The sequence below is a fragment of the Gemella sp. genome (assembly GCF_057272915.1).
In genome coordinates this window covers 59,011-79,947 of record NZ_DBHIUF010000006.1, presented here as the reverse complement: position 1 = coordinate 79,947, position 20,937 = coordinate 59,011, and the positions used below count along the sequence as shown (strand labels likewise).

At 28.7% G+C, this 20,937-nt stretch carries 15 protein-coding genes and 1 other annotated feature; of the genes, 13 read left to right on the top strand and 2 right to left on the bottom strand.

What is annotated here, in order from left to right:
- Positions 1 to 3 precede the first annotated feature (3 nt).
- A complete protein-coding gene (locus ACO6OL_RS03960) occupies positions 4 to 684 on the bottom strand; it encodes a methionine ABC transporter permease (protein ID WP_485490275.1) in 681 nt (226 codons plus the stop codon).
- Positions 674 to 1,693, bottom strand: a complete 1,020-nt coding sequence (locus tag ACO6OL_RS03955) for a methionine ABC transporter ATP-binding protein (protein WP_485502213.1) — start codon at positions 1,691 to 1,693, stop codon at positions 674 to 676. Before ACO6OL_RS03955 ends, ACO6OL_RS03960 begins: the two co-directional genes overlap by 11 nt.
- Positions 1,694 to 1,738: 45 nt before the next feature.
- Positions 1,739 to 1,952, bottom strand: a binding site (T-box leader).
- A 256-nt stretch (positions 1,953 to 2,208) separates the two neighbouring features.
- On the opposite strand from ACO6OL_RS03955, the gene uppS reads away from it, so the two are divergent.
- The 13 genes from uppS to ACO6OL_RS03890 all read left to right on the top strand — a co-directional run bounded on the left by uppS (position 2,209) and on the right by ACO6OL_RS03890 (position 20,793).
- On the top strand, positions 2,209 to 2,973 hold the full coding sequence (gene uppS / locus ACO6OL_RS03950; protein ID WP_485502212.1) for an undecaprenyl pyrophosphate synthase: 765 nt from the start codon (positions 2,209 to 2,211) through the stop codon (positions 2,971 to 2,973).
- Positions 2,963 to 3,736 carry a phosphatidate cytidylyltransferase gene (locus tag ACO6OL_RS03945; RefSeq protein ID WP_485502211.1) on the top strand — a complete coding sequence of 258 codons (774 nt, stop codon included), beginning with the start codon at positions 2,963 to 2,965 and terminating at the stop codon, positions 3,734 to 3,736. The genes uppS and ACO6OL_RS03945 overlap by 11 nt, the downstream gene beginning before the upstream one ends.
- A gap of 20 nt (positions 3,737 to 3,756) precedes the next feature.
- Complete coding sequence (gene rseP / locus ACO6OL_RS03940) at positions 3,757 to 5,049, top strand: RIP metalloprotease RseP (RefSeq protein WP_485502210.1); 1,293 nt, start codon at positions 3,757 to 3,759, stop codon at positions 5,047 to 5,049.
- Between the two features lie 295 nt (positions 5,050 to 5,344).
- Positions 5,345 to 6,484 (top strand): exonuclease SbcCD subunit D, encoded by a 1,140-nt coding sequence (locus tag ACO6OL_RS03935; protein WP_485502209.1) that lies wholly within the window; start codon positions 5,345 to 5,347, stop codon positions 6,482 to 6,484.
- On the top strand, positions 6,471 to 9,497 hold the full coding sequence (locus ACO6OL_RS03930) for an AAA family ATPase (protein ID WP_485502208.1): 3,027 nt from the start codon (positions 6,471 to 6,473) through the stop codon (positions 9,495 to 9,497). Before ACO6OL_RS03935 ends, ACO6OL_RS03930 begins: the two co-directional genes overlap by 14 nt.
- Before the next feature lie 26 nt (positions 9,498 to 9,523).
- On the top strand, positions 9,524 to 13,369 hold the full coding sequence (locus tag ACO6OL_RS03925; RefSeq protein WP_485502207.1) for a PD-(D/E)XK nuclease family protein: 3,846 nt from the start codon (positions 9,524 to 9,526) through the stop codon (positions 13,367 to 13,369).
- Between the two features lie 227 nt (positions 13,370 to 13,596).
- A complete protein-coding gene (gene dltA / locus ACO6OL_RS03920; RefSeq protein ID WP_485502206.1) occupies positions 13,597 to 15,099 on the top strand; it encodes a D-alanine--poly(phosphoribitol) ligase subunit DltA in 1,503 nt (500 codons plus the stop codon).
- A 1-nt stretch (position 15,100) separates the two neighbouring features.
- The gene (gene dltB, locus ACO6OL_RS03915; protein ID WP_485502205.1) at positions 15,101 to 16,258 is read left to right on the top strand and encodes a D-alanyl-lipoteichoic acid biosynthesis protein DltB; all 1,158 of its coding nucleotides are present in this window, start codon (positions 15,101 to 15,103) and stop codon (positions 16,256 to 16,258) included.
- A gap of 21 nt (positions 16,259 to 16,279) precedes the next feature.
- Positions 16,280 to 16,513 (top strand): D-alanine--poly(phosphoribitol) ligase subunit DltC, encoded by a 234-nt coding sequence (dltC, locus tag ACO6OL_RS03910; protein WP_485502204.1) that lies wholly within the window; start codon positions 16,280 to 16,282, stop codon positions 16,511 to 16,513.
- 4 nt (positions 16,514 to 16,517) lie between these two features.
- Positions 16,518 to 17,684 (top strand): D-alanyl-lipoteichoic acid biosynthesis protein DltD, encoded by a 1,167-nt coding sequence (dltD, locus tag ACO6OL_RS03905; RefSeq protein ID WP_485502203.1) that lies wholly within the window; start codon positions 16,518 to 16,520, stop codon positions 17,682 to 17,684.
- 318 nt (positions 17,685 to 18,002) lie between these two features.
- Positions 18,003 to 18,833 (top strand): alpha/beta hydrolase, encoded by an 831-nt coding sequence (locus ACO6OL_RS03900; protein ID WP_485502202.1) that lies wholly within the window; start codon positions 18,003 to 18,005, stop codon positions 18,831 to 18,833.
- A gap of 30 nt (positions 18,834 to 18,863) precedes the next feature.
- On the top strand, positions 18,864 to 19,604 hold the full coding sequence (locus ACO6OL_RS03895; protein ID WP_485502201.1) for an esterase family protein: 741 nt from the start codon (positions 18,864 to 18,866) through the stop codon (positions 19,602 to 19,604).
- Positions 19,605 to 19,629: 25 nt separating this feature from the next.
- Positions 19,630 to 20,793, top strand: a complete 1,164-nt coding sequence (locus ACO6OL_RS03890) for an ATP-grasp domain-containing protein (protein ID WP_485502200.1) — start codon at positions 19,630 to 19,632, stop codon at positions 20,791 to 20,793.
- The last annotated feature ends 144 nt before the right edge of the window (positions 20,794 to 20,937 follow it).

The following is a 20,937-nucleotide window of genomic DNA, read 5'->3' as shown; positions in this document are numbered from 1 at the left end:
AAATTAATTTTTTTTGAATTTTTTTGAAATTGAATTTCCTATATATTGTGTAATTTGGACTAAGATAATTAATAGAATTACTGTAATCCACATTGTAAAGTTATCAAAACGATAATAACCATATCTGATGGCAAGGTCTCCGATTCCACCACCACCAACAACACCAGCCATTGCAGAAAAGGCAATTAGGTTGATTAATGTTAGTGTAATTGATTGAATAATTCCGAACATAGCCTCAGGTATTAATACTTCTTTAACTATTAATTTTAGAGAAGCACCAGAAGCAACTGCTGACTCGATAACTCCGTAGTCTATTTCATTTAGAGAAGTATCAACTAGTCTCGTAAATAGAGGAATAGCTGCAACTGTAAGTGGCACTATTGCTCCAGTAGGTCCAGTTGATTTTCCTAATAAAAATAGAGTAAATGGTATTAAGAATACCAAAAGAATAATAAATGGAATAGAACGAATTGTATTAACTAGGAAATCTACCGTTTTATAAATAATAACATTTTTAAATAAAAGTCTATTACTAGTTAAGAATAAAACTACTCCTAAAAACAATCCAACTATTACTGTTATTATAATAGAGACACTTATCATGTATAATGAATCAGCAAATGATTTTATTAATTCTGGTTGTAAATTTTTCCATTGTTCTGCTAAACTTAGATTATTTTCCATATACATTCACCTCCACATCATTAACTTGATCAATTAAGTGATTTACAAATTTTTCTGTATTATCAGGCTCACCAATTACTGAAAAAGTTAAACTTCCTAACTGTTTATTTTGAATGTATTCAATTCGACCAGCAAGTATGTTAGTAGTAACATTATATTTATTTGCTAAAGTCTGAATTAAAGGTTCTTTAGTAGCTTCACCTTTAAAAATAACCCTTATTACAGTTTCATTTTTATAATGTTCGGCAAGATGTTCTTCAAAATCTTCGTCATTGTGTAAATTAGCTATAAATTCTTGCATTAATTTTGTTTTAGGATTTGAGAAAATCTCATAAACAGAATTTAATTCAATAATTTCACCATTCTCCATTACGGCTACATTATCACAAATCTGTTTAATAACTTCCATTTCATGAGTAACAAGAATAATTGTAATTCCCAACTTACGATTAATTTCCTTCAATAAAGACAAAATTTGTTTAGTTGTAACAGGATCTAATGCACTCGTTGCTTCATCACAAAGTAATAATTTGGGATTATTTGCAAGAGCTTTAGCAATACCAACACGTTGTTTTTGACCACCTGAAAGTTGACTTGGATAAACATTTTTTTTATCAGAAAGTCCTACAAGTTCTAACAATTCATCAATTCTTTTCGGAATATCTTTTGAATCTACCTCACCTGCTTTTAAATTGAATGCAACATTTTCACCTACAGTCTTTGAACTTAGTAGATTGAACTGTTGGAAAATCATTCCGATTTTTTGCCTGTAAGAGCGTAAATCCTTTCTATTAAGTTTGTTAACAACTTGGTTATCTACAATTACTTCTCCTTCAGAAGGAGTTTCTAATAAGTTAAGGCATCTAAGTAAGGTGCTTTTACCAGCTCCTGAGTAACCAATAATCCCAAATATTTCTCCAGCTTTTACATGGAGATTAGTAGGTTTAAGTGCTTGAATTTCTTTACCTTTTTGATAGAAGGTTTTACTAACGTTATTAAGATTAATCATATATTTCTCCTTTCTTTATAATAAAAAGACGTACTCTAGCTTTTGCTAAAGGACGTCTTAACGTGTTACCACCTTTATTTATACAATAATCACTTATTGTACCTTAGTAAGTTACAAACATAACTTTTGCTATAACGGGCAATACCGTAGTAAAAACTATATGCTCAAAGTCCATTTCTCTTACTCCTGACTATTCTCTTTCACCAACCGAGAACTCTCTAAAAGTAGATAGTAAGATTCTACTCATCAACGCATTTAATTGTTAATGACTATATTCTAGCATAAATTTTCTGACAATGCAATATAAAAATTCAAAAGTTTATATAAAAAAAGTTAATTTTCGGGATAATAATCATCTTTAATTAAGAAGATTGTGATTTTGTTATAATAGTTAAAATGCTTAATATGGTTAGTTACCTTATAAAATTATTAATATATTGGAATACAAAATTTATTAAAAGTTTGTTGCATTAAGTCTTTTATGATATAATGAAGTGTGTTACATAGGAGGAATTATGTTTAAATTTTTTAGAAAAAATGAATCAGTGGAAAAAAATGACAAACAAGAGTTGAAAAAAATTCCGACACACGTTGCTATTATAATGGATGGTAATGGACGTTGGGCTAAAAAAAGAAATATGCCTAGAATTAAAGGACACTATGAAGGGATGCAAACTGTAAAAAAAATAACAAAATATGCATCAAGACTAGGTATAGAATATCTAACATTATATGCTTTTTCTACAGAAAATTGGGCGAGACCTAAAGAAGAAGTTAGTTATTTAATGGATCTTCCTGAAAAGATGTTCAGTAGTTTTATGCCAGAACTTATGGAAAATAATGTAAAAGTTGAAGTCATAGGTGTTGTAGAAAAATTACCAGAAAACACAAGAAAAGCAGTAAATGATGCAATAGAACAGACAAAAAATAATACTGGATTAAAGTTAATTTTTGCATTGAACTATGGTTCTAAAGATGAGATGTTAAGAGCTATTAAGCAAATTGCTAAAGATGTTCAAGATAATAAATATAGTGCAGATGAAATTTCTGAAGCTCATGTAAGTGAAAATCTATTTACGGCTAATACTCCAGATCCAGATTTACTAATTAGAACTTCGGGAGAACAAAGAATTTCAAACTTTTTACTTTGGCAAATTGCTTATAGTGAATTTTTATTCACTAAAGTTGCTTGGCCAGACTTTACAGAAGAAGAATTTTATCGAGCTTTATTAGAATATCAAAGTAGAGATAGAAGGTTTGGAGGGTTAAATGAAGACTAGGGTAATAACTGCAATAGTGGCATTAATTGTTTTCCTACCATTACTATTTTTAGGTGGAGATTATTTCAAATTTACAACATTTGCACTTGGTGTGATGGCTATGTATGAAATAGTAAGAATGACTTTTAAAGAAACAAATATAGTAGTTTTAGGGTTATCTTCTTTAGCAGGTGCATTATTATTTTTACATGAAGAGATTTCACAGTTACAAGTATATGGTTTACTATTTTTAATTTTAGTTGGTATGTTAGCGACTGTAGTTGCAACAGGGCATAAAATTAAATTAGTTGAAATTGGTTCGATTATATTTATAACTGCATATATTTTTATAGGATTTTATTGTTTATTTATGTTAAGAAACTTGAGTTTGTCGCATGTAGCTTACTTATTACTTACAATTTGGTTTACTGATAGTTTTGCATATTTTGGTGGAATGAAGTTTGGTAAGAATAAACTTTCACCGAAAATAAGTCCTAACAAATCCATTGAAGGTTCAGTAATAGGTAGTCTATCATCAATAGTAATAGCATTATTGTTTTTCTATACAACTAATATATTTTCTAATCTATTAGTTGCGATTGTTGTAACTTTAGTAGTAAGTGTCATCGGTCAATTTGGTGATTTAATTGAATCAGCATATAAGAGAGAATATCAAGTAAAAGATAGTAGTAATTTATTACCAGGGCATGGTGGTATTTTTGACAGATTTGATTCTGTAATATTATCAGCACCATGTTTAATAATATTACTAAGTTTATTTTAAAATATAGAGAGGGGTATTAGATGCAAGGTATTATAGCATTTATATTAATATTTTTTGTAGTAGTAACTGTTCACGAATTTGGTCATTTTATAGTTGCGAAAAGAGCAGGAATATTGTGCCAAGAATTTGCAATAGGAATGGGACCTAAAATATTTCATAAAAAAATTGGAGAGACTAACTTTACAATAAGACTTCTTCCAGTTGGTGGATATGTAAAAATGCCAGACAATGTTTTCGATTTTAATAATGATGTGTCGGTATATGATCTAAAAAAAGGAATGAAAGTTAGTTTAAAATTAGATGAAAATGATAAGGTCGAAAAAATAGTTTTAGATAAAAGCAATGATATGGATTTACTTCCATTAGAATTAAATGAATTTGATCTAACTGAAAAATTATTTGTAGAAGGTTTTGTTGGGGATAAAATTGAACGCTATGAAGTAAGAAAAGATGCATGCGTTGCATTTGGTGGAATGGAAGAGCAAATTGCACCAGTTGAAAGAATGTTTTCTTCACATTCATGGGGGAAAAAATTCTGGACATTATTTGCAGGACCGTTGATGAACTTTATATTGGCCTTAGCAATTTTCTTAGGTATTTCAATTTATAGTGGAGTTCCATCAAATACTACTCGCTTAGGTGAATTAGCATCTAATTACCCAGCTTACTCTTCTGGATTAAAACAAGGAGATGTAGTTGAGCAGGTGAATGGTAAGAGTGTTACTACATGGAAAGAAATGACTAATGAGATAGTAAATTCTAATGGAGCTGAGCTTACTTTAAAAGTTTCTCGTGACGGTTCACAACAAGAAATTAAAGTTACACCAAAAGAAGAAATAACTGTGAAAAAAGGTAAAGAAGTTAAAACATATAAACTTGGAATAGACCCAGCTTATGAGAAAGACTTAGCGGGTTCTATTAAGAGTGGTTTTGAACAAACTCTATATTACGGAACAGCGATTTTCATGGGAATTATTAATCTGTTTGCTTCATTATTTAGTGGTGGGTTTAGTCTAAACCAACTTGGTGGTCCTGTAGCGATTTATGAAATGTCTTCTGCAGCTGCACAGAGTGGTTTAATTACAACATTAAAATGGACAGGAATTTTAAGTGTTAACTTAGGTCTTATGAACCTAATCCCTATTCCAGTTCTTGATGGGGGACGTATCATATTTGTAATATACGAAGCAATCTTCAAAAAGCCAATTAATAAAAAAGCCCAATATTACTTAACTGTGGCATTCGGATTATTAATGGTTGCGTTAATGCTAGCAGTAACATGGAATGATATCCAAAGATTATTTGGGAAATAGATAATAAAAAAAACGAGAAGTTGATTTACTTCTCGTTTTTTATATCTTTAAAAGAAAAGTTAATTTTAAAAATTGCAAGTATAAATTTTGAAATTTATACTTTAGTTTATTTAATAGGGAATACCCTTTTAAATATATTCTATATGAGAACTCACAAACGTAATTGTATATTGAAATCTATAGGTGACTCGACAAAATAGATTACTTCAAAATAACGATTTTTGAAACACTCCCTACTATTTTTAACTGTTTTAAGCTATAATATAATAGAGAATATATAGGAAAAGGTGATAATATGGTTAAATTTTTACATACTGCTGATTGGCACATTGGAAGGAAATTACAAGGAATAGATTTATTGGAAGATCAGCAAGGTGTGTTAGATAATCTAATAACTGAAATGAAGAAAATAAATCCTGATTTTTTAATTATTGCAGGAGATTTATATGATAGAAGTGTTCCTAGTAAAGAAGCGACTACACTCCTACAAGAACTTTTAGTCAAAATTAATATAGAGTGTAATGTGCCAATTTTTGCTATTAGCGGAAATCATGACAGCAGGGAAAGACTAGCGATTGGGGATGCTTGGTTTAGCAAACATAAATTTTATCTTCACACAAGATTAGAGCAAGCTTTTGATAGAATTTCTTATGTAGATGCTGATATATATTTATTACCATATTTTGAACCTTTTGAAGCGAGAGAATATTTTGAAGATGCTACATTAACAACGCATAATACAGCAACTAAAAGAGTAATTGATGAAATTTATAAAAATTTAGATACTAATAAGACTAATATTTTAGTAGCTCATACTTTTGTTTCTGGTGGATTAGAGACCGATTCTGAAAGAGAAATATCTGTAGGTACTGTTGAAAATGTGGCTGTGGAAGTCTTTGATAAGTTTGATTATGTAGCTCTAGGTCATCTTCATAATCCGAATGCAATAAATGAGGAACGTTTGAAATATAGTGGAAGTCCAATGGCGTACTCATTCTCTGAAGCTTCTCAAACCAAAGGTATGAGAGTTATAGAGGTAACAAAAGAAAGTTATAGTGAAGAGTTTATTCCATTAAAACAAAAAAGAAAGCTACATAATATTAGTGCATCTTATGAAGAAGTTTTAACGAAAGAATTTCAACAAAATTATGATTTTAAAAATGATTATTTTAGTATGGAGCTCAGCAATCTAGAGGGAATAACAGATCCGTTACCTAGAATTAAAGAATATTATCCTAATACTCTGATACTAAAGCAAAAAAGAAATACTAGTATCGATAATGAAGTAAAATTAGATAGAGAGATGCTAACTAAGAGTCCATTACAGTTAATAGAGGGATTCTATAATGAACAAACTGGTAGTGAATTAACTGAAGGTCAAAAACAAGTACTGGTAAACATTATAGATAAGGTGAATCAAGATGAAACCAATTAGATTAGAATTAAAAGAATTTGGTCCATATAAGAACGAAATAATAGAATGGGATAAAATAATAAATGAACCGATATTTCTAATTACAGGAAAAACTGGTTCAGGGAAATCAACACTATTTGATGCTATTACTTATGCATTATACAATAAGACAACTGGAGGAAAAGACATAGCCTCACTAAGAACGAAGACAGCCTTGGATAAGGAGAAAACACAGGTTAACTTTGATTTTGAATTAAGTGGAAAAAAATATAGAATTGAGAGAACTCTGGCGTATTTGAAGGCTGGTAATAAAAACTTAACTTCGGGGAAAGTTGCTTTAATGCAATATGATGATGAAAAATTAGAAGTAATCGCCACAAAAGAACAAGAGGTAAAAGAAAAGGTAGAAGAATTGATAGGTTTAGATGATAAGCAATTTTGTCAAATAATTATCTTACCTCAAGGAAAATTTAAAGAGTTCTTATTATCGAAATCGAGTGAGAAAAAAGAAACTTTGAGATCGTTATTTAATACTTATTTCTATCAAAAATTCGTGGATCAATTACAAGAACAAGCCAAAAAATTGGATAGTTCACATAAGCAAAAAGAAAAAGAGTTGATTACTAGATTTGAACAGTTTGATATTGAGGAAGAATTTACAAAGTTTGAATATTTAAAAGACGAAAATTTTGAAGAAATACTAGGTATTATTAACTCACAAGAAGAAACAATAAAAAATGAGAAAAAAGAATTATTAAAATTAGAACGTAGTTTTTCTAAAGAAAAAGAGAAATTTATAGAATTAAGTAAGCTCAATGATAAATTTACTCAACTTAAAAATAACAAGTTAGAACTAGAAGAATTAAGTAAAAAAGAAGATTATTATAGTAAACTTCAATTAGAAGTAGAGAAGTTAAAAGAGTTACAAAAGAGTAAAGATAAGATTATAGAGTACGCTTCTTTATTAACTAAGAAAATGCAGTTGAAGAAACTTGAAGAAGCTTTATTAAATGAGGAAGATAAATACAAATTAGATTTAGATACTAATAAGAAATTAGCATTAGAATTAAATGCACAAAAAACTGATATAGAAGAACTTAGAAAGGAAACTATTGATTATAAGTTTTTCTATAATAATTTTGATGAAATAGCTTCTGCTAAAACTAATATTGAAATATATAGTAAAAAATTAAAAGAGCTTATTTTGAAAAAAGAAACTTTTAGTGAATTAGAATCTAACATAAAAGATGAAAAAGAAGGTCATTTAGAACTTAACGAGGAAAAGAATATACTAGAAAGCGGTATAGGTAAGTTAAAATTAGAAATTTTAAAGAAAGAGCAAGAAGTTGAAAAGTTAGAAGAATACAACAATAGGTTATTGGAATTAAACGAAAAAAAATCAAAACTTGATTCAGATAAAAAACAATTAGAAGACTTGAGAATAGATAAGGAAAAACTGGAGAAAGAGTTCTTATTGTTAAATAAAAATAAAGAACAAGAAATTTTAAATAATTTTCTATTGAAATTGCATGAGGGGGATGATTGTCCTTTATGTAAACAAAAAATTGAACACTTACCAGAAATCCCTAACTTAGTTGTGATTGATAATAATATAGAAAATTCACTTCAAAAAATTAATAAGGATATAATTCAACTAGAAACTCTTATTGAAAAAAATGAAGAAGATATAGAACAATTAAGTAAGCTTTTAAAAAATCAAGAAGAGAGTATAAACTTTAAATCTAAGGAAGAACTTTACCAATTAGAAGGTGAATTAAAGGATGAAAATACTAAATTAACTGATATTAGTAAAGCAATCAAAGTATCCGAGGATAAGATTAAGGGACTTGCTCAAGAAATAGAAGAACTTTCAGAGTTATTTAAAAATGAAGATGATATTAAACAAAAACATCTAGAAGCAAAAAGTAAAATCGAACAATTTGAAAAAAATGTGAAAGTAGAGTTAGATGAATTTGCAGGTTATTATGAGAAAATACAATCACAGGTTGAAGAGTTCGATAATACCTACAACCTTCTACAAAATAATAGTAATGAACTATTGGTGAGAAAAATGAAACTAGAAACAGAACAGAAAAATAATAAGACGAATTTACTGGAAGTTAGTAAAAGAATAGAAAATATTGTTGATAGTTTCACTAATTCTAAGCTTAATAAGTATTACGTAACCTTAGAAATGGCAGAAGAAGATATCGAGAAATTGAATGATTTAGAAGACTATGAATCTCAGATTAATAAATTTGAAGATACTAAGAAAATTATAGTAAACTCAATAGAAAAACTTGAAGAAGAGCTAAAAGAGTTAAATCAACCAGATTTAGAAGAAGAGCAACAGAAACTACAAGATATTGAATCTCAAGTCAATGATTTTATAGAAAAAGTTGCAATTCTTAATACAAGATTAGAAAATAATAAGAAATTATATAAAAAAATTCATAGTGAGTATATTGAACTTTTAGAATCATCTAAAGAGATAAGAGAAATCATAGCATTTAGTGATGTTGTCAGCGGAAAAACTGAAAATAGAAAATCATTAGAAACGTACGTTCAAGGATATTATCTAGACTTGATTTTAGTTGCGGGAACTAAAAGATTATTGCAGATGACAAATGACAGATATAGATTCATTAGACGTGATGAAAAATCAAAAGGTGGAGGACTTCAAGGATTAGAGATAGAAATACATGATATTTATCTAAATAGTACTCGTATTATTAGCTCTCTTTCTGGAGGAGAATTATTCTTAGCTTCTTTAGCTCTCGCTTTAGGGTTAGCCGAAGTTATTCAAAATGAAAGCGGGGGAATATCACTTGAAACTATCTTTATCGATGAAGGATTTGGATCATTAGATGCTGAAACACTTGATATTGCACTAACAACGCTAATAGATTTACAATCATACGGAAGAAATATCGGTATTATTTCACATGTCAGTGAGCTAAAAGAAAGAATTAGACCGAAGGTAGAAGTCTATTCTAAAGATAATTATGCGAAGATTAAAATGACTGGAATATAAGGTGATATAAAAAGAAAGGAGAAAACATGAACTTAGAATTATTAATTGGTCCAAGTGGTGTAGGGAAAACGAACTACATATTAAATGATATTGAGTTAAATAGAGATAACCATAAAATAATTGTATTAACTCCGGAACAGAACAGTTTTAATTTTGAAAAAATGTTATGTGATAAATTCGGTGGTACTTTTAATATTGATGTTATGAATTTCTCAAGCCTAACTAGAAGACTATCAAAACAATTGGGAATGGATAATCTTAGTAGATTAGGAGATAATATTAAGCCATTTTACTTTTATAAAGCTGCCAAGAACTTAGAAAGTAGTGGGAATTTTTTAGTTAAAAGAATTATACAAGATGTTAATTTTATAGAAGTTGTAGAAGAAATTATAAATGAATTAAAAGAGTATAAGGTGAGTATTAATTTATTAGAGGAGTATTTAGAGAAAAATACTAATCTTGAAAGTAGTCATAGAGAAAAATTAGAAGCTATTTTAGAAATATATGTTGAATATTCGAGATTATTAAAAGAACAGGGGACTTTTGATAAAGTAGATTATATAAATGAATTATTATTGTATCTAGAATACATAGATTTAAGTGATTATATTTTTTATGTAGATGCTTATTACAACTTCACAGCGCAGGAATATTATTATATTGAAAAACTTGCTCAAAAATCTAAAAAGTTAATAATTAGTGTTATAAGTGATGCAAATAGATATTTTAATTTTGATTTATCGCAATTACTCCAAGGTTACGAACTAGAAAAGATGAAATATAATGATTTTTATCTATCTGATTTATATAGTGAAGAGAAATATAAGCTTGATATTTTTAGAAAATCTCATGAGATTGTTGCTAGTATGAATGAAATAGTGAAAAATAATAAAGATGTGAATTTTTCTGTAGTAGCATTTGTAAAAAAAGAAGAGATAAATACTCTGAAATTTAAAATAAAAGATAATAATGTAGAGGAATATGAAGTTCTAGAAACTCATAGAGGTCGCTTCAATGGGATTTCTAATGATGTTCTTGCTGATAAATATTATAAAAACTTCACAGCACAGTATGAGATTGATGATAGTATTGAGATTATATGTGCAAAAAATAAGGAGTTAGAGGTTAAACAAATTGCTCGTGAGATTGTGAAACTAAATCATAATAATATTAACCAAAATGAAATAGCAATTCTTTATCGTGATAATACATACGAAAATTATTTAAATATTTTTAAAGATTATAATTTAGAGGTTCATTTGGATAAAAATATTGAAACTAGCAATCATCGTTTAGTTAAGTTTATACAAGAAACACTATATTTTGATGAAGGTAGTTTTAAAACTAGATTATTAAATTTACTGAAAACTAGGTTAACGAATTTTGAGAATATTTATCGTCAAAAAGCTATTGCACATGTTTTACTAGGAGATTCAAATATTGATGAAAAACAACTAGAAAACGATATTGCAGAGTTAGATGAAACAGTAATAAAGGATAAATTTGCAACTAGTAATTTAGTAAAAAATCTTGGAAGAAAATATGGATATAGCGATTTATTAGAAAAAGTTAGGGTAATTTCAATAGATGATCTTGAAAATATATTAAATGAAAAATTGGTAAATACGCATGGTGATATTTTAAAAGATTACTTTATTGAAGAGACGATAAAATATAAGACTGAACAACTTGAAATTTGTAGACAAGTTTTATTAGAACTTATTAATAAGGTTTCAGAAGTTCCAGCTAAGAACAATCTTCAGGCTAAGAGATATATAAAAAAATTAGTGGATGTTTTTGACCATTGCAAGATTAAAATGTATCTTGATAAAGAAGATGGTGAGTATGATAATATAGAAGAGCTGAAAATTGATAGTATAGATAGACAGGTTTATAAAAAGATTCTTGAATATATTAATGATATAAATGAGAACTTTGGTAGTGAAAAGTTTGAATATAAAAAATTTGTATCTCTATTTAATACTGGATTAACATCTATTAAGTATCGTTCAATACCAGAAATAAATAATTCTATTATTATGTCTACTATGGATTTAGCAAAAGTAGAAAATAAAAAAGTTGTTTTTGTCTTAGGATTTAATAAAGATGTGTTGCCAGTATCTAAGAGTTCGGGATTAATAGATGATAAAGATAAAGAAAGATTAATTAACGATAATATCTTTTTATCACCGACAAAAGAAGCGGCGCTTATAGATGAAGAGTTTGTAGCTTATATTGCTATGACAAGAGCTCAAGAAAAAACATATATAAGTTACAACTTACTTGATAAAAGTTTTAAAGAAAATTTTGCATCTCCATACTTGAATACAGTGAAATCTCTATTCCCAGAATTAGAAGAAAAGCAAACTTCAAAAATTTTAGAGTTTTCTATTGCTGATTATAATTACTATTTAGAAAATATTTCAGAGATAGTTTCATCTAAGGAATTTAATTATTTATTCGCAAAAATTTATCGCAGATTTATGGAAGTGAAAGATAGTAAGACAAGCGAAGTTGAGGTTTTAGTTGAACTTATGATTAAGTTTTTAGAACAGTATCAACTTACATCAGTAAATGAAAATTATGAGAATTATGAAGTTCTTGATGAATTAAATGACAGAGTATTTTTCTCTAATGATACTAGTATTAAAAATTACTTATCTAAAATAATTAGAGATTATAAGTTTGAGCTTAATCGTGGATACATTGATGAATTTTTAGAAGTTAAGAAAGATAGTTTTTCTAAGTTTAGTATTTCAAAAATTTCTGATTTTGAAAGAAATCCATATCAATTCTTTGTTAAACGAGTACTTGGCATTGCTGAAGAAAGGGATATTGATATAGACAGTCTTGTTACCGGGAAATTCTTTCACGCAGTAATGTCAGAAAAGAGAATTACTAATTTTATAGCTGAATGTGGAAATAAATTTGATATAGACATGCTAAAAGATGAAGATATTATAAAGAGATTTAATATTAAAGAAATCTTGAATGATGTTATTTATTCAAGTGATAATAAAGATATATTAGAAGCCTTGCAGTTGATAGAATTATTAAACACTCATAAGTATATTTTTAATAATATGATTCTAAGACTTGAACTAGCCGTAGCAATAGAAATAAAATATTTTGCTTTAACGAGATTTATGCCAACGTTCTTAGAAAGACAATTTAGTCTGGAAATTGTAGACAATGTTATTACATGTGAAAATGAAGAGACTGGTGAAATTAATAAGAAAGAACTGAAACAGAAATATAATATACCACCAATTAAATTTACAGGGGTAATTGATAGGGTTGATGTAAATGGAAAAAATATTTCAATAATAGATTATAAGAGTAGTCAAAGCGATTTTTCTTTAGACAGTTTAGAATTAGGATTTATTTCTCAAATTTTGACTTATGCATTGGCATGTGAAATGATGTTTGGTAAAAATTCAGAAGATATCTTAGGAATATTTTATAGAGAAATAGCAAAATTAGGAAAAGATTTAAAGACATACAGATTAAGAGGGTTAGCTAATAGTGATCTAATATTAGATGATGAATTTTATGAAAAAGCACCGGATATTATGTATGTTAGAACAACGAAAGCTAAAAAGATTCACGGAGCGGATAGTCATAAAGCGTTCACGAGTCCTGAACTTGAAAAATTAGTTAATAAGAATCTAGATAACATAATGAAATTATTAGAGAAAATCATTGCATTTGATTTTTCTTTGGATAATTATGAAATTGATAATCAGTATTGCACAGAAAAACAAACTTTATTTAATTTTGCAAGTAATTGTGATACTCGTTTGAACTACAGGGAAATCGTTGAACTTAAGCCGAAAGAATTAAAAGAAAAGATACTTAATGACTTAAGATAATCCCGTTTTAGAAAAATTTTATGAAAATTGATTTGTTGTTTTGAAAATAAAAAGCAACAAATCAATTTTTTTTTATAATTTTTTCTATTTTTTAATCACATTTGACAAGTTTTATATTATAATAGTATATGGAATATAATGTCAGCTTTTAAATCAAATTATTTGTATTGATTAACTTGAGTTGAAATATGTTAACGAATAGATATAGAGGCAAGGATAAAATAAATATGAAATTAACTTTTTTTGAAAAACTAGAACAGTTTAAAAACAGTTCTAAAGAAGTATATATTAATAATATATATCAGAATGAAAATTTAACGTATAAAAATTTAATAGAGTATTCAGATAGACTTGCGTCTTATCTTGAAGAAAAACTAGGAGAAGATAAAAATCCTATAGTAGTGTATGGACATAAACATCCATTTATGTTAGTGTACTTTTTAGCGTGTGTAAAATCAGGAAGAGCATTCTGTCCAGTAGATATAAACACACCAAAAGAAAGAGTAGAAGAGATAGTAGAAACAACAGACTCAAAAGTAGTACTAGTCACAGAAGAAATAGAACTATCAATAGAAATGCTTGATGTAGAGTTAGCTAAAGAAATAATCTCAAGTAATCAAAACTCTATTTCAAAAGAAAACTACGTAAAAGATGAAGATATATTCTATATAATTTTCACGTCAGGAAGTACGGGAAAACCAAAAGGAGTATGTATTACATATAACAACCTAAATAACTTTTTACACTGGTACACAGGGTACTATGATGAAAAAGAAGAATTAGTATTTTTAGGACATCCACCGTTCTCATTTGATCTATCGGTAATGTCATTATGGCCAAGTATTTATCTAGGAGCTACTTTGGTACAAATAGATAGAAAACACCAAGAGAACTTCAAAGTAATGTTCGAAGAACTAAATAAATCAAATGCAACGATATGGATTTCAACACCATCATTTATAGAAATGTGTTTTATAGATAAAAACTTCAATCAAAACCTAATGCCGAAGGTAAAACAATTCGTCTTTTGTGGAGAAAAACTATTCAGCACAACGGTAGAAAAAATTCATAAAAACTTTGAAAATGCACAGGTAATAAATACTTATGGACCAACAGAATCAACAGTAATGGTCACATGGGTAGAAATAACAAAAGAAGTGAATAAAAAATACTACGAGAACCTCCCAGTTGGAGAAGTAAAATGGGGAACAAAAGTACACCTAGCAAATCCAGATGAAGAAAACAAAGGTGAAATAGTAATCACAGGAAACACAGTAGCAAAAGGATACTTCAAAAATGACGCTATAACAAATGAAAAATTTGGTCTAGGAGAAGTAGACGGAAAAGAAGAAAGAAGTTACCTAACAGGAGACCTAGGATACTTCAAAGGCGGTATGCTATTTTGTGAAGGGCGCATAGACTTTCAAGTAAAACTACATGGTCACAGAATAGAACTTGAAGATATAGATAATAATCTACTTAAAAATAAAAAAATACGCCAAGCAGCGACAGTGCCAAGCTACGAAGATGGAAAAGTAAAAGCATTGACATCATTTGTAGTATACAACGAAGAAATAGAAAAACGCTTCGAAGTAACAAAACAAATAAAACAAGAACTAAAAAAATTAGTGCCAGAATACATGATACCGAAAAAAATAGTATTCCTAGAAGAAATGCCATTAAATAACAATGGAAAAATAGATAAGAAAAAGTTAAAGGAGTTAGTATAGAATGAGCTACTTTGACGGAAATGAATTTTTCTTTTTCTTAGCTATAGCACTAATCATAGGATTTATAATAAACTATCTAGGTAAAAAAATAGAATATTATATATTGGCATTATCAGTAATATTTGCCATAGCGGTATATGGTAAAAGTACGATAATGTTAGCGTACCTAGTAGGTTTCATCCTATATGAATACATATTAGTATTAATAGCCCAAAAAACAGAAAGCAAGAAATACTTAAAAATCTTAGTAGTACTATCAATATTACCACTAGTAATAAACAAAGTATTCGCAATTACTCACCTACATTTATTAGCCTTTATAGGAATATCGTATATGTCATTTAAGACAATACAAATTATGATAGAAATCTCAGATGGGTTAATAAAAGAAAAAATTAGTGCTGTAGAATACATACAATTCTTATTATTCTTTCCAACTGTAAGCGCAGGTCCGATAGATAGAAGTAGAAGATTCATGAGCGAAATGAAAGAAAGAATGCCGAGGATAGAGTACTTAGAATTAGCTGGAGAAGGAGTCTACAGACTAATATTAGGGTTACTATATAAAATAGTATTCTCGACATTAAGCTACCATTATTTAGTAGGTTTAACAAACCATGGCACATTTGTCTATTCTATGAAATACATGTATTTATATACATTGTACCTATTCTTTGACTTTGCCGGATACAGTTTAATGGCGGTGGGGAGCAGTAACATCTTAGGAATAAGAACACCGATGAACTTCGACAAACCATTCCTAAGTATAGACATAAAAGACTTCTGGAATAGATGGCACATAACACTATCAACGTGGCTTAGAGACTTCATATTCTCAAGAGTCTTTATGGAAGCAACAAAGAAAAAGAGATTCAAGAAAAGACTAAATACAGCAATGTATGCCTACATGGTAAACATGGTTCTTATGGGATTTTGGCATGGTTTAACAATAAGCTATATAGTATATGGATTCTACCATGGAATACTTATGGCAGGATTTGAGTACTATCAAAAGAAAAGTAAATTTTACAAAAAGAATAAAAATGAAACATGGTACAAAGTACTTAGTTGGTTCATAACGATTAACTTAGTAATAATAGGTTTATATATCTTCTCAGGAGAACCGTATAAACTAATAAGCCATGTACTAAAAAAATAATAAAGAGTTAGGAGAACAAGCATGATAAAAGAGCAAGTATTAGAAATGTTAGAAGAAATCTGTGAAGACGAAGTAGTAAGAGAAAATTTAGACATAAACATGAAAGAAGAAGGACTAATGGACTCTTTAGCTTTCGTAGAAATGTTAGTGAAAATCGAAGAAATTTTCGGATTAAGCATAGCTCCAACAGAAGTAACATACGAAGAAATCGATACGCCAAATAAAGTAATTTCATATATAGAAAATAGGAAATAAAATCATGATAAGATTAAAAGCATTTTTAATATCAATAGTATTGGTATTAATTACACTTGTAATTTTAGACATGACCCTTCTAAAGAAGATTGAAACTTATTATAAAGTCAATGATAATAGCGTTAGATACAGTACCTCTTTTGAAAAGTACAAAAGTAGGGATATAATAGTCGAAAATATGACTCCGAGAACACTTTTACTTTTGGGGTCTTCAGAGTTAACTACAACGATTAATGAAAATTATCATCCTAAGAAAATATTTAATTATGAAGATTTTAATATTATGCAAGTAGGGGTAGGAAATTCTCAAAACATTATTCATGCAGCAACTATAGGTTCTATAGGTAATGATGTGAGGAATAATGAGATAGTAATGATTCAATCTATTCAGTGGTTTGATAATAAGAATGGTATTTTAAAGGATGCATTTCTATCTAGAATTTCTAGTGAGCATGTTTACAATACTATGAGAAATGATAAAATAAGCTATCAAACAAAAGAAAGGTTTATAAATAGAGTTATAGAACTTTCAGCTTCTAACAAAGAATTAAACAAAAAATATAAGAGTTATAAACGATACTTCTTGAATGGAAAAGGAAATAAATTTACAGAAGAATTTATAAAATTAGATAATTATTTTTATGTTTTAAAAACTAAATTGAATTTTTATAAAAATAAAGGTAAAGAAAATTATCCAGTTAGTGGTGAAAATACTCCAAATTATAATTGGGAAGAATTAGATAAACAGGTAATCGAAGAAGCTAAAGACCGAACTAATAATAATGATTATCAGATTGACAATACGTACTATGATAAATATATAAGAGCTAAGTACGATCAGTTAAAAAATATTTCAAAGAATACAAAATATGATGATTCTGAGGAATATGAGGATTTAGACATACTATTATCTATCGTAAAGGATTTGGATTTAAATATTAAGTTTGCTATTCTTCCTGCTCACGGGAAGTGGAGTGATTATACTGGAATAGGTAGTGAGAAAAGACAAGTTGCCTATAATAAATTAAAAGAAATTGCCAAAAAGAATAACATAGAAGTAATGGATTATTCAAGTAAAGAATATGAAGACTATTATATGTATGATGCAATGCATGTAGGTTGGAGAGGATGGATTGATTTTGAAAGAGATCTTTACAAACTTAAAAAGTAAATTAAGCTATAAACAAAGACTAACACTATGGATATTATTCTTTTATGCAGTAATAATGGGAATAATAATATATTGTTTTGTGACTGATTTTTCGAATGTCCAAGAATATGTATATAGTGAATTTTAGTATATAGGAACGGATTACCATGTGGTAGTTCGTTTTTTTATATTATGTTAAATATGAACATTACACTAGTATATAAATAATCAATTAAAATTAGTTTTCAGAAAAATCATGAAAAATTACACTCAATTAATTGATTTTATAAGAGAAATAAGGTAGAATTATAGCTATAATAATTTAAAAGGAAAATATTAATGAATAGAGATGCGTATTTTTATTTAGAAATGAAAGAGCATGAGTTAAAAGTTCCATATACGGGAAAAAATCGTCGTATAAGAGTACTTTTACCAAAAGGTTATGCTCAAGATGAACATAAACACTATCCTGTAGTGTATATGAATGATGGACAAAATGTTTTTTATAGTGGCGAATCGTTTAGCGGACACTCGTGGAAAGTTATACCAGCGATTAAGAGAAATCCTGATATGCCAAAAATGATAATAGTTGGAATTGATAATGATAATGAGGGAAGAATGAATGAATATGCACCTTGGAAGTTTTCAAGTTTACCGATATTAAATTTTGGTCTGACATTAGGTGGATTAGGTTCTGAGTATGCTGATTTCTTTGTAAATGTAGTTAAACCATTTATAGATAGTACTTATCGAACTAAACCACAACGTGAATATACGGCGATGATTGGTAGTTCTTTAGGGGCTAATATATCGCAATATATTGGTTTAGAACATAAAGATGTCGTAGGATGTCTTGGGGTATTTTCATCTGCAAATTGGTTGAATAAACGGGAATTTGATAGATTTATTTCAAAACATAAGGTCTCAGATCAAAGAGTGTATATCGAAGTTGGAACGAACGAGGGAGATGATACAGATAAGCAATTGGCAAATGGTAACTTAAAACAGTTATATATTGATGCAAGTTTAGATTATTATCGTCAGCTAATTGATGCTGGTTTATCTACAAGTGAGTTGAAATTAAATGTTGTAGCTAATGGTGAACACAGTGAGGAGTGTTGGGCTAAATATTTACCAGAGTGTTTAAGGTTTATAAGTGAAAACTGGTAATAATGTTTTTAGAAAATGGAGGTTTTTAGATTGAATATAGAGAATTTAAGTCATTATAGTGGAAATTTAGGAAGAGAAATGGTTCTTAATAGGTATGGTCATGCGGGATTACCGATTGTTGTGTTTCCGTCATCGGGTGGAACACACAATGAGTATTATGATTTTGGAATGATTCATGCTTGTGAAAGTTTTATAAATGAAGGAAAAGTACAATTTTTCACATTATCTAGTATCGATAGTGAATCGTGGTTATGTGACTGGAAAAATGGTCATGACAGAGCGTTAGCTCATACACAGTATGAAAAGTATGTTATTGAAGAAGCTATTCCATTTATTAAACATAAAACAGGTTGGTTTGGACAAATGATGGCTACTGGTTGCAGTATGGGAGGATATCACTCGTTTAATATTTTCCTACAACATCCGGACGTATTTGGAAAAGTAATTTCACTTAGTGGAGTTTATGATGCTAGATTTTTCGTAGGTGAATATGGAAATGATGAGTTAATATATAGAAATTCACCTAGTGATAATATTTGGAATCAAAATGATGGGTGGTTTATTGACCACTATAGAAACGCTGATATTATTGTATGCACAGGGCTAGGTCCATGGGAACAAGATGGATTACCATCATTTTACAGTTTGAAAAGAGCATTTGAAGAAAAGAATATTTCAGCATGGTTTGATGTTTGGGGCGAAGATGTTGCTCATGACTGGCCTTGGTGGAGAATTCAAATGCCATACTTTTTAGATAAGTTAAATTTATAATAAAGTTAAGAGGAGACAAAGATTTATGAATTACATAGTTATATCACCATATTACCCACACAATTTTCAAAAATTTTCTATTGAGTTAAAAAATCAAGGTATTAATGTACTTGGAATCGGTGAAGAGCCATACGAACAGTTAGATCAAAGACTTAAAGAAGCATTAACTGAGTATTTTAGAGTAAATAGTCTTGATGATGTTGATGAAGTAAAACGTGCTGTTGCATTCTTATATCACAAACATGGGCACATTGATAGAATAGAATCACAAAATGAGCACTGGATGGAATTAGATGCAGCTTTACGTACACAATTTAATGTGTTCGGTTTAAAAGAGCACGATCTTAAAAAGACAAAACATAAATCAGAGATGAAAAAATACTTCGAAAAAGCAGGAGTTCCTGTAGTACCAGGTTTCTTAGTGAAAAAAGAAGGCGATATCGAAAAAGGTGTGAAGAAATTAAAATTACCGTTAATAGCTAAGCCAGATAATGGAGTAGGAGCATCAGCAACTTATAAACTTAAAGATAAGAAAGATGTAGAAAACTTCAAAAAAGAATGGGATGGTACAACACGTTATTTCTTAGAACCTTTCGTTGATAATTCTGATATTGTAACTTTTGATGGATTAGTAGATGCTAAAGGGAATATTGTATTTTATACAAGTATTGTATACTATCACACTCCATTAGATTTATTGAATAATAATACGCTAGATTGGGTTTATTATATCGATAAGGATTTAGATCCAAAATTAGTAGAATATGGTAAAAATGCAGTAAAAGCATTTGGTATGAAAGAAAGATTCTTCCATATTGAATTTTTCAAAACTAAAGATGATTATATAGCAATCGAGTATAATAACCGTCCAGCGGGAGCTTTTGCAGTAGACGTATATAACTTTGCACATTCAACAGATTATTTTAGAGTTTATGCTGAAGTTGCTAATGGAACATTCAATGGATTAAATATTGATGAAAAATATGGATTAGCTTCAACACGTCGTGATTATAAAGATTATGTATATTCAGATGAAGATATTAGAAATAAATATCAAGATAAATTAAAAGCTGTTTTAAGAATGCCTGAAGCTTTTGCTGAATTACAAGGTAATACAATGTATGTTCTTGTTGCTGATACTCTTGAAGAAATGAAAGAGATGGAAAGATTCGTAGGAAAGTTAAAATAAATTTATAGTAAAGTAGGACTGTCCCAAAAGTCCTAAATTTTAACAAAGTGTATATGAGAACTCATAGACGCAGTGGTTTATTGATATCTAAATTTGCTTTATAAAAGCTTTTTAGATGTCTAATAAACTTTGCGGGAGTGACTT

Coding starts and splice junctions, on each gene's coding strand:
- ACO6OL_RS03935 (WP_485502209.1), top strand. CDS start 5,345: ATGGTTAAATTTTTACATACTGCTGATTGGCACATTGGAAGGAAATTA.
- ACO6OL_RS03925 (WP_485502207.1), top strand. CDS start 9,524: ATGAACTTAGAATTATTAATTGGTCCAAGTGGTGTAGGGAAAACGAAC.
- ACO6OL_RS03890 (WP_485502200.1), top strand. CDS start 19,630: ATGAATTACATAGTTATATCACCATATTACCCACACAATTTTCAAAAA.
- ACO6OL_RS03945 (WP_485502211.1), top strand. CDS start 2,963: ATGAAGACTAGGGTAATAACTGCAATAGTGGCATTAATTGTTTTCCTA.
- dltA (WP_485502206.1), top strand. CDS start 13,597: ATGAAATTAACTTTTTTTGAAAAACTAGAACAGTTTAAAAACAGTTCT.
- ACO6OL_RS03930 (WP_485502208.1), top strand. CDS start 6,471: ATGAAACCAATTAGATTAGAATTAAAAGAATTTGGTCCATATAAGAAC.
- ACO6OL_RS03900 (WP_485502202.1), top strand. CDS start 18,003: ATGAATAGAGATGCGTATTTTTATTTAGAAATGAAAGAGCATGAGTTA.
- ACO6OL_RS03960 (WP_485490275.1), bottom strand. CDS start 684: ATGGAAAATAATCTAAGTTTAGCAGAACAATGGAAAAATTTACAACCA.
- dltD (WP_485502203.1), top strand. CDS start 16,518: ATGATAAGATTAAAAGCATTTTTAATATCAATAGTATTGGTATTAATT.
- dltC (WP_485502204.1), top strand. CDS start 16,280: ATGATAAAAGAGCAAGTATTAGAAATGTTAGAAGAAATCTGTGAAGAC.
- uppS (WP_485502212.1), top strand. CDS start 2,209: ATGTTTAAATTTTTTAGAAAAAATGAATCAGTGGAAAAAAATGACAAA.
- ACO6OL_RS03955 (WP_485502213.1), bottom strand. CDS start 1,693: ATGATTAATCTTAATAACGTTAGTAAAACCTTCTATCAAAAAGGTAAA.
- dltB (WP_485502205.1), top strand. CDS start 15,101: ATGAGCTACTTTGACGGAAATGAATTTTTCTTTTTCTTAGCTATAGCA.
- rseP (WP_485502210.1), top strand. CDS start 3,757: ATGCAAGGTATTATAGCATTTATATTAATATTTTTTGTAGTAGTAACT.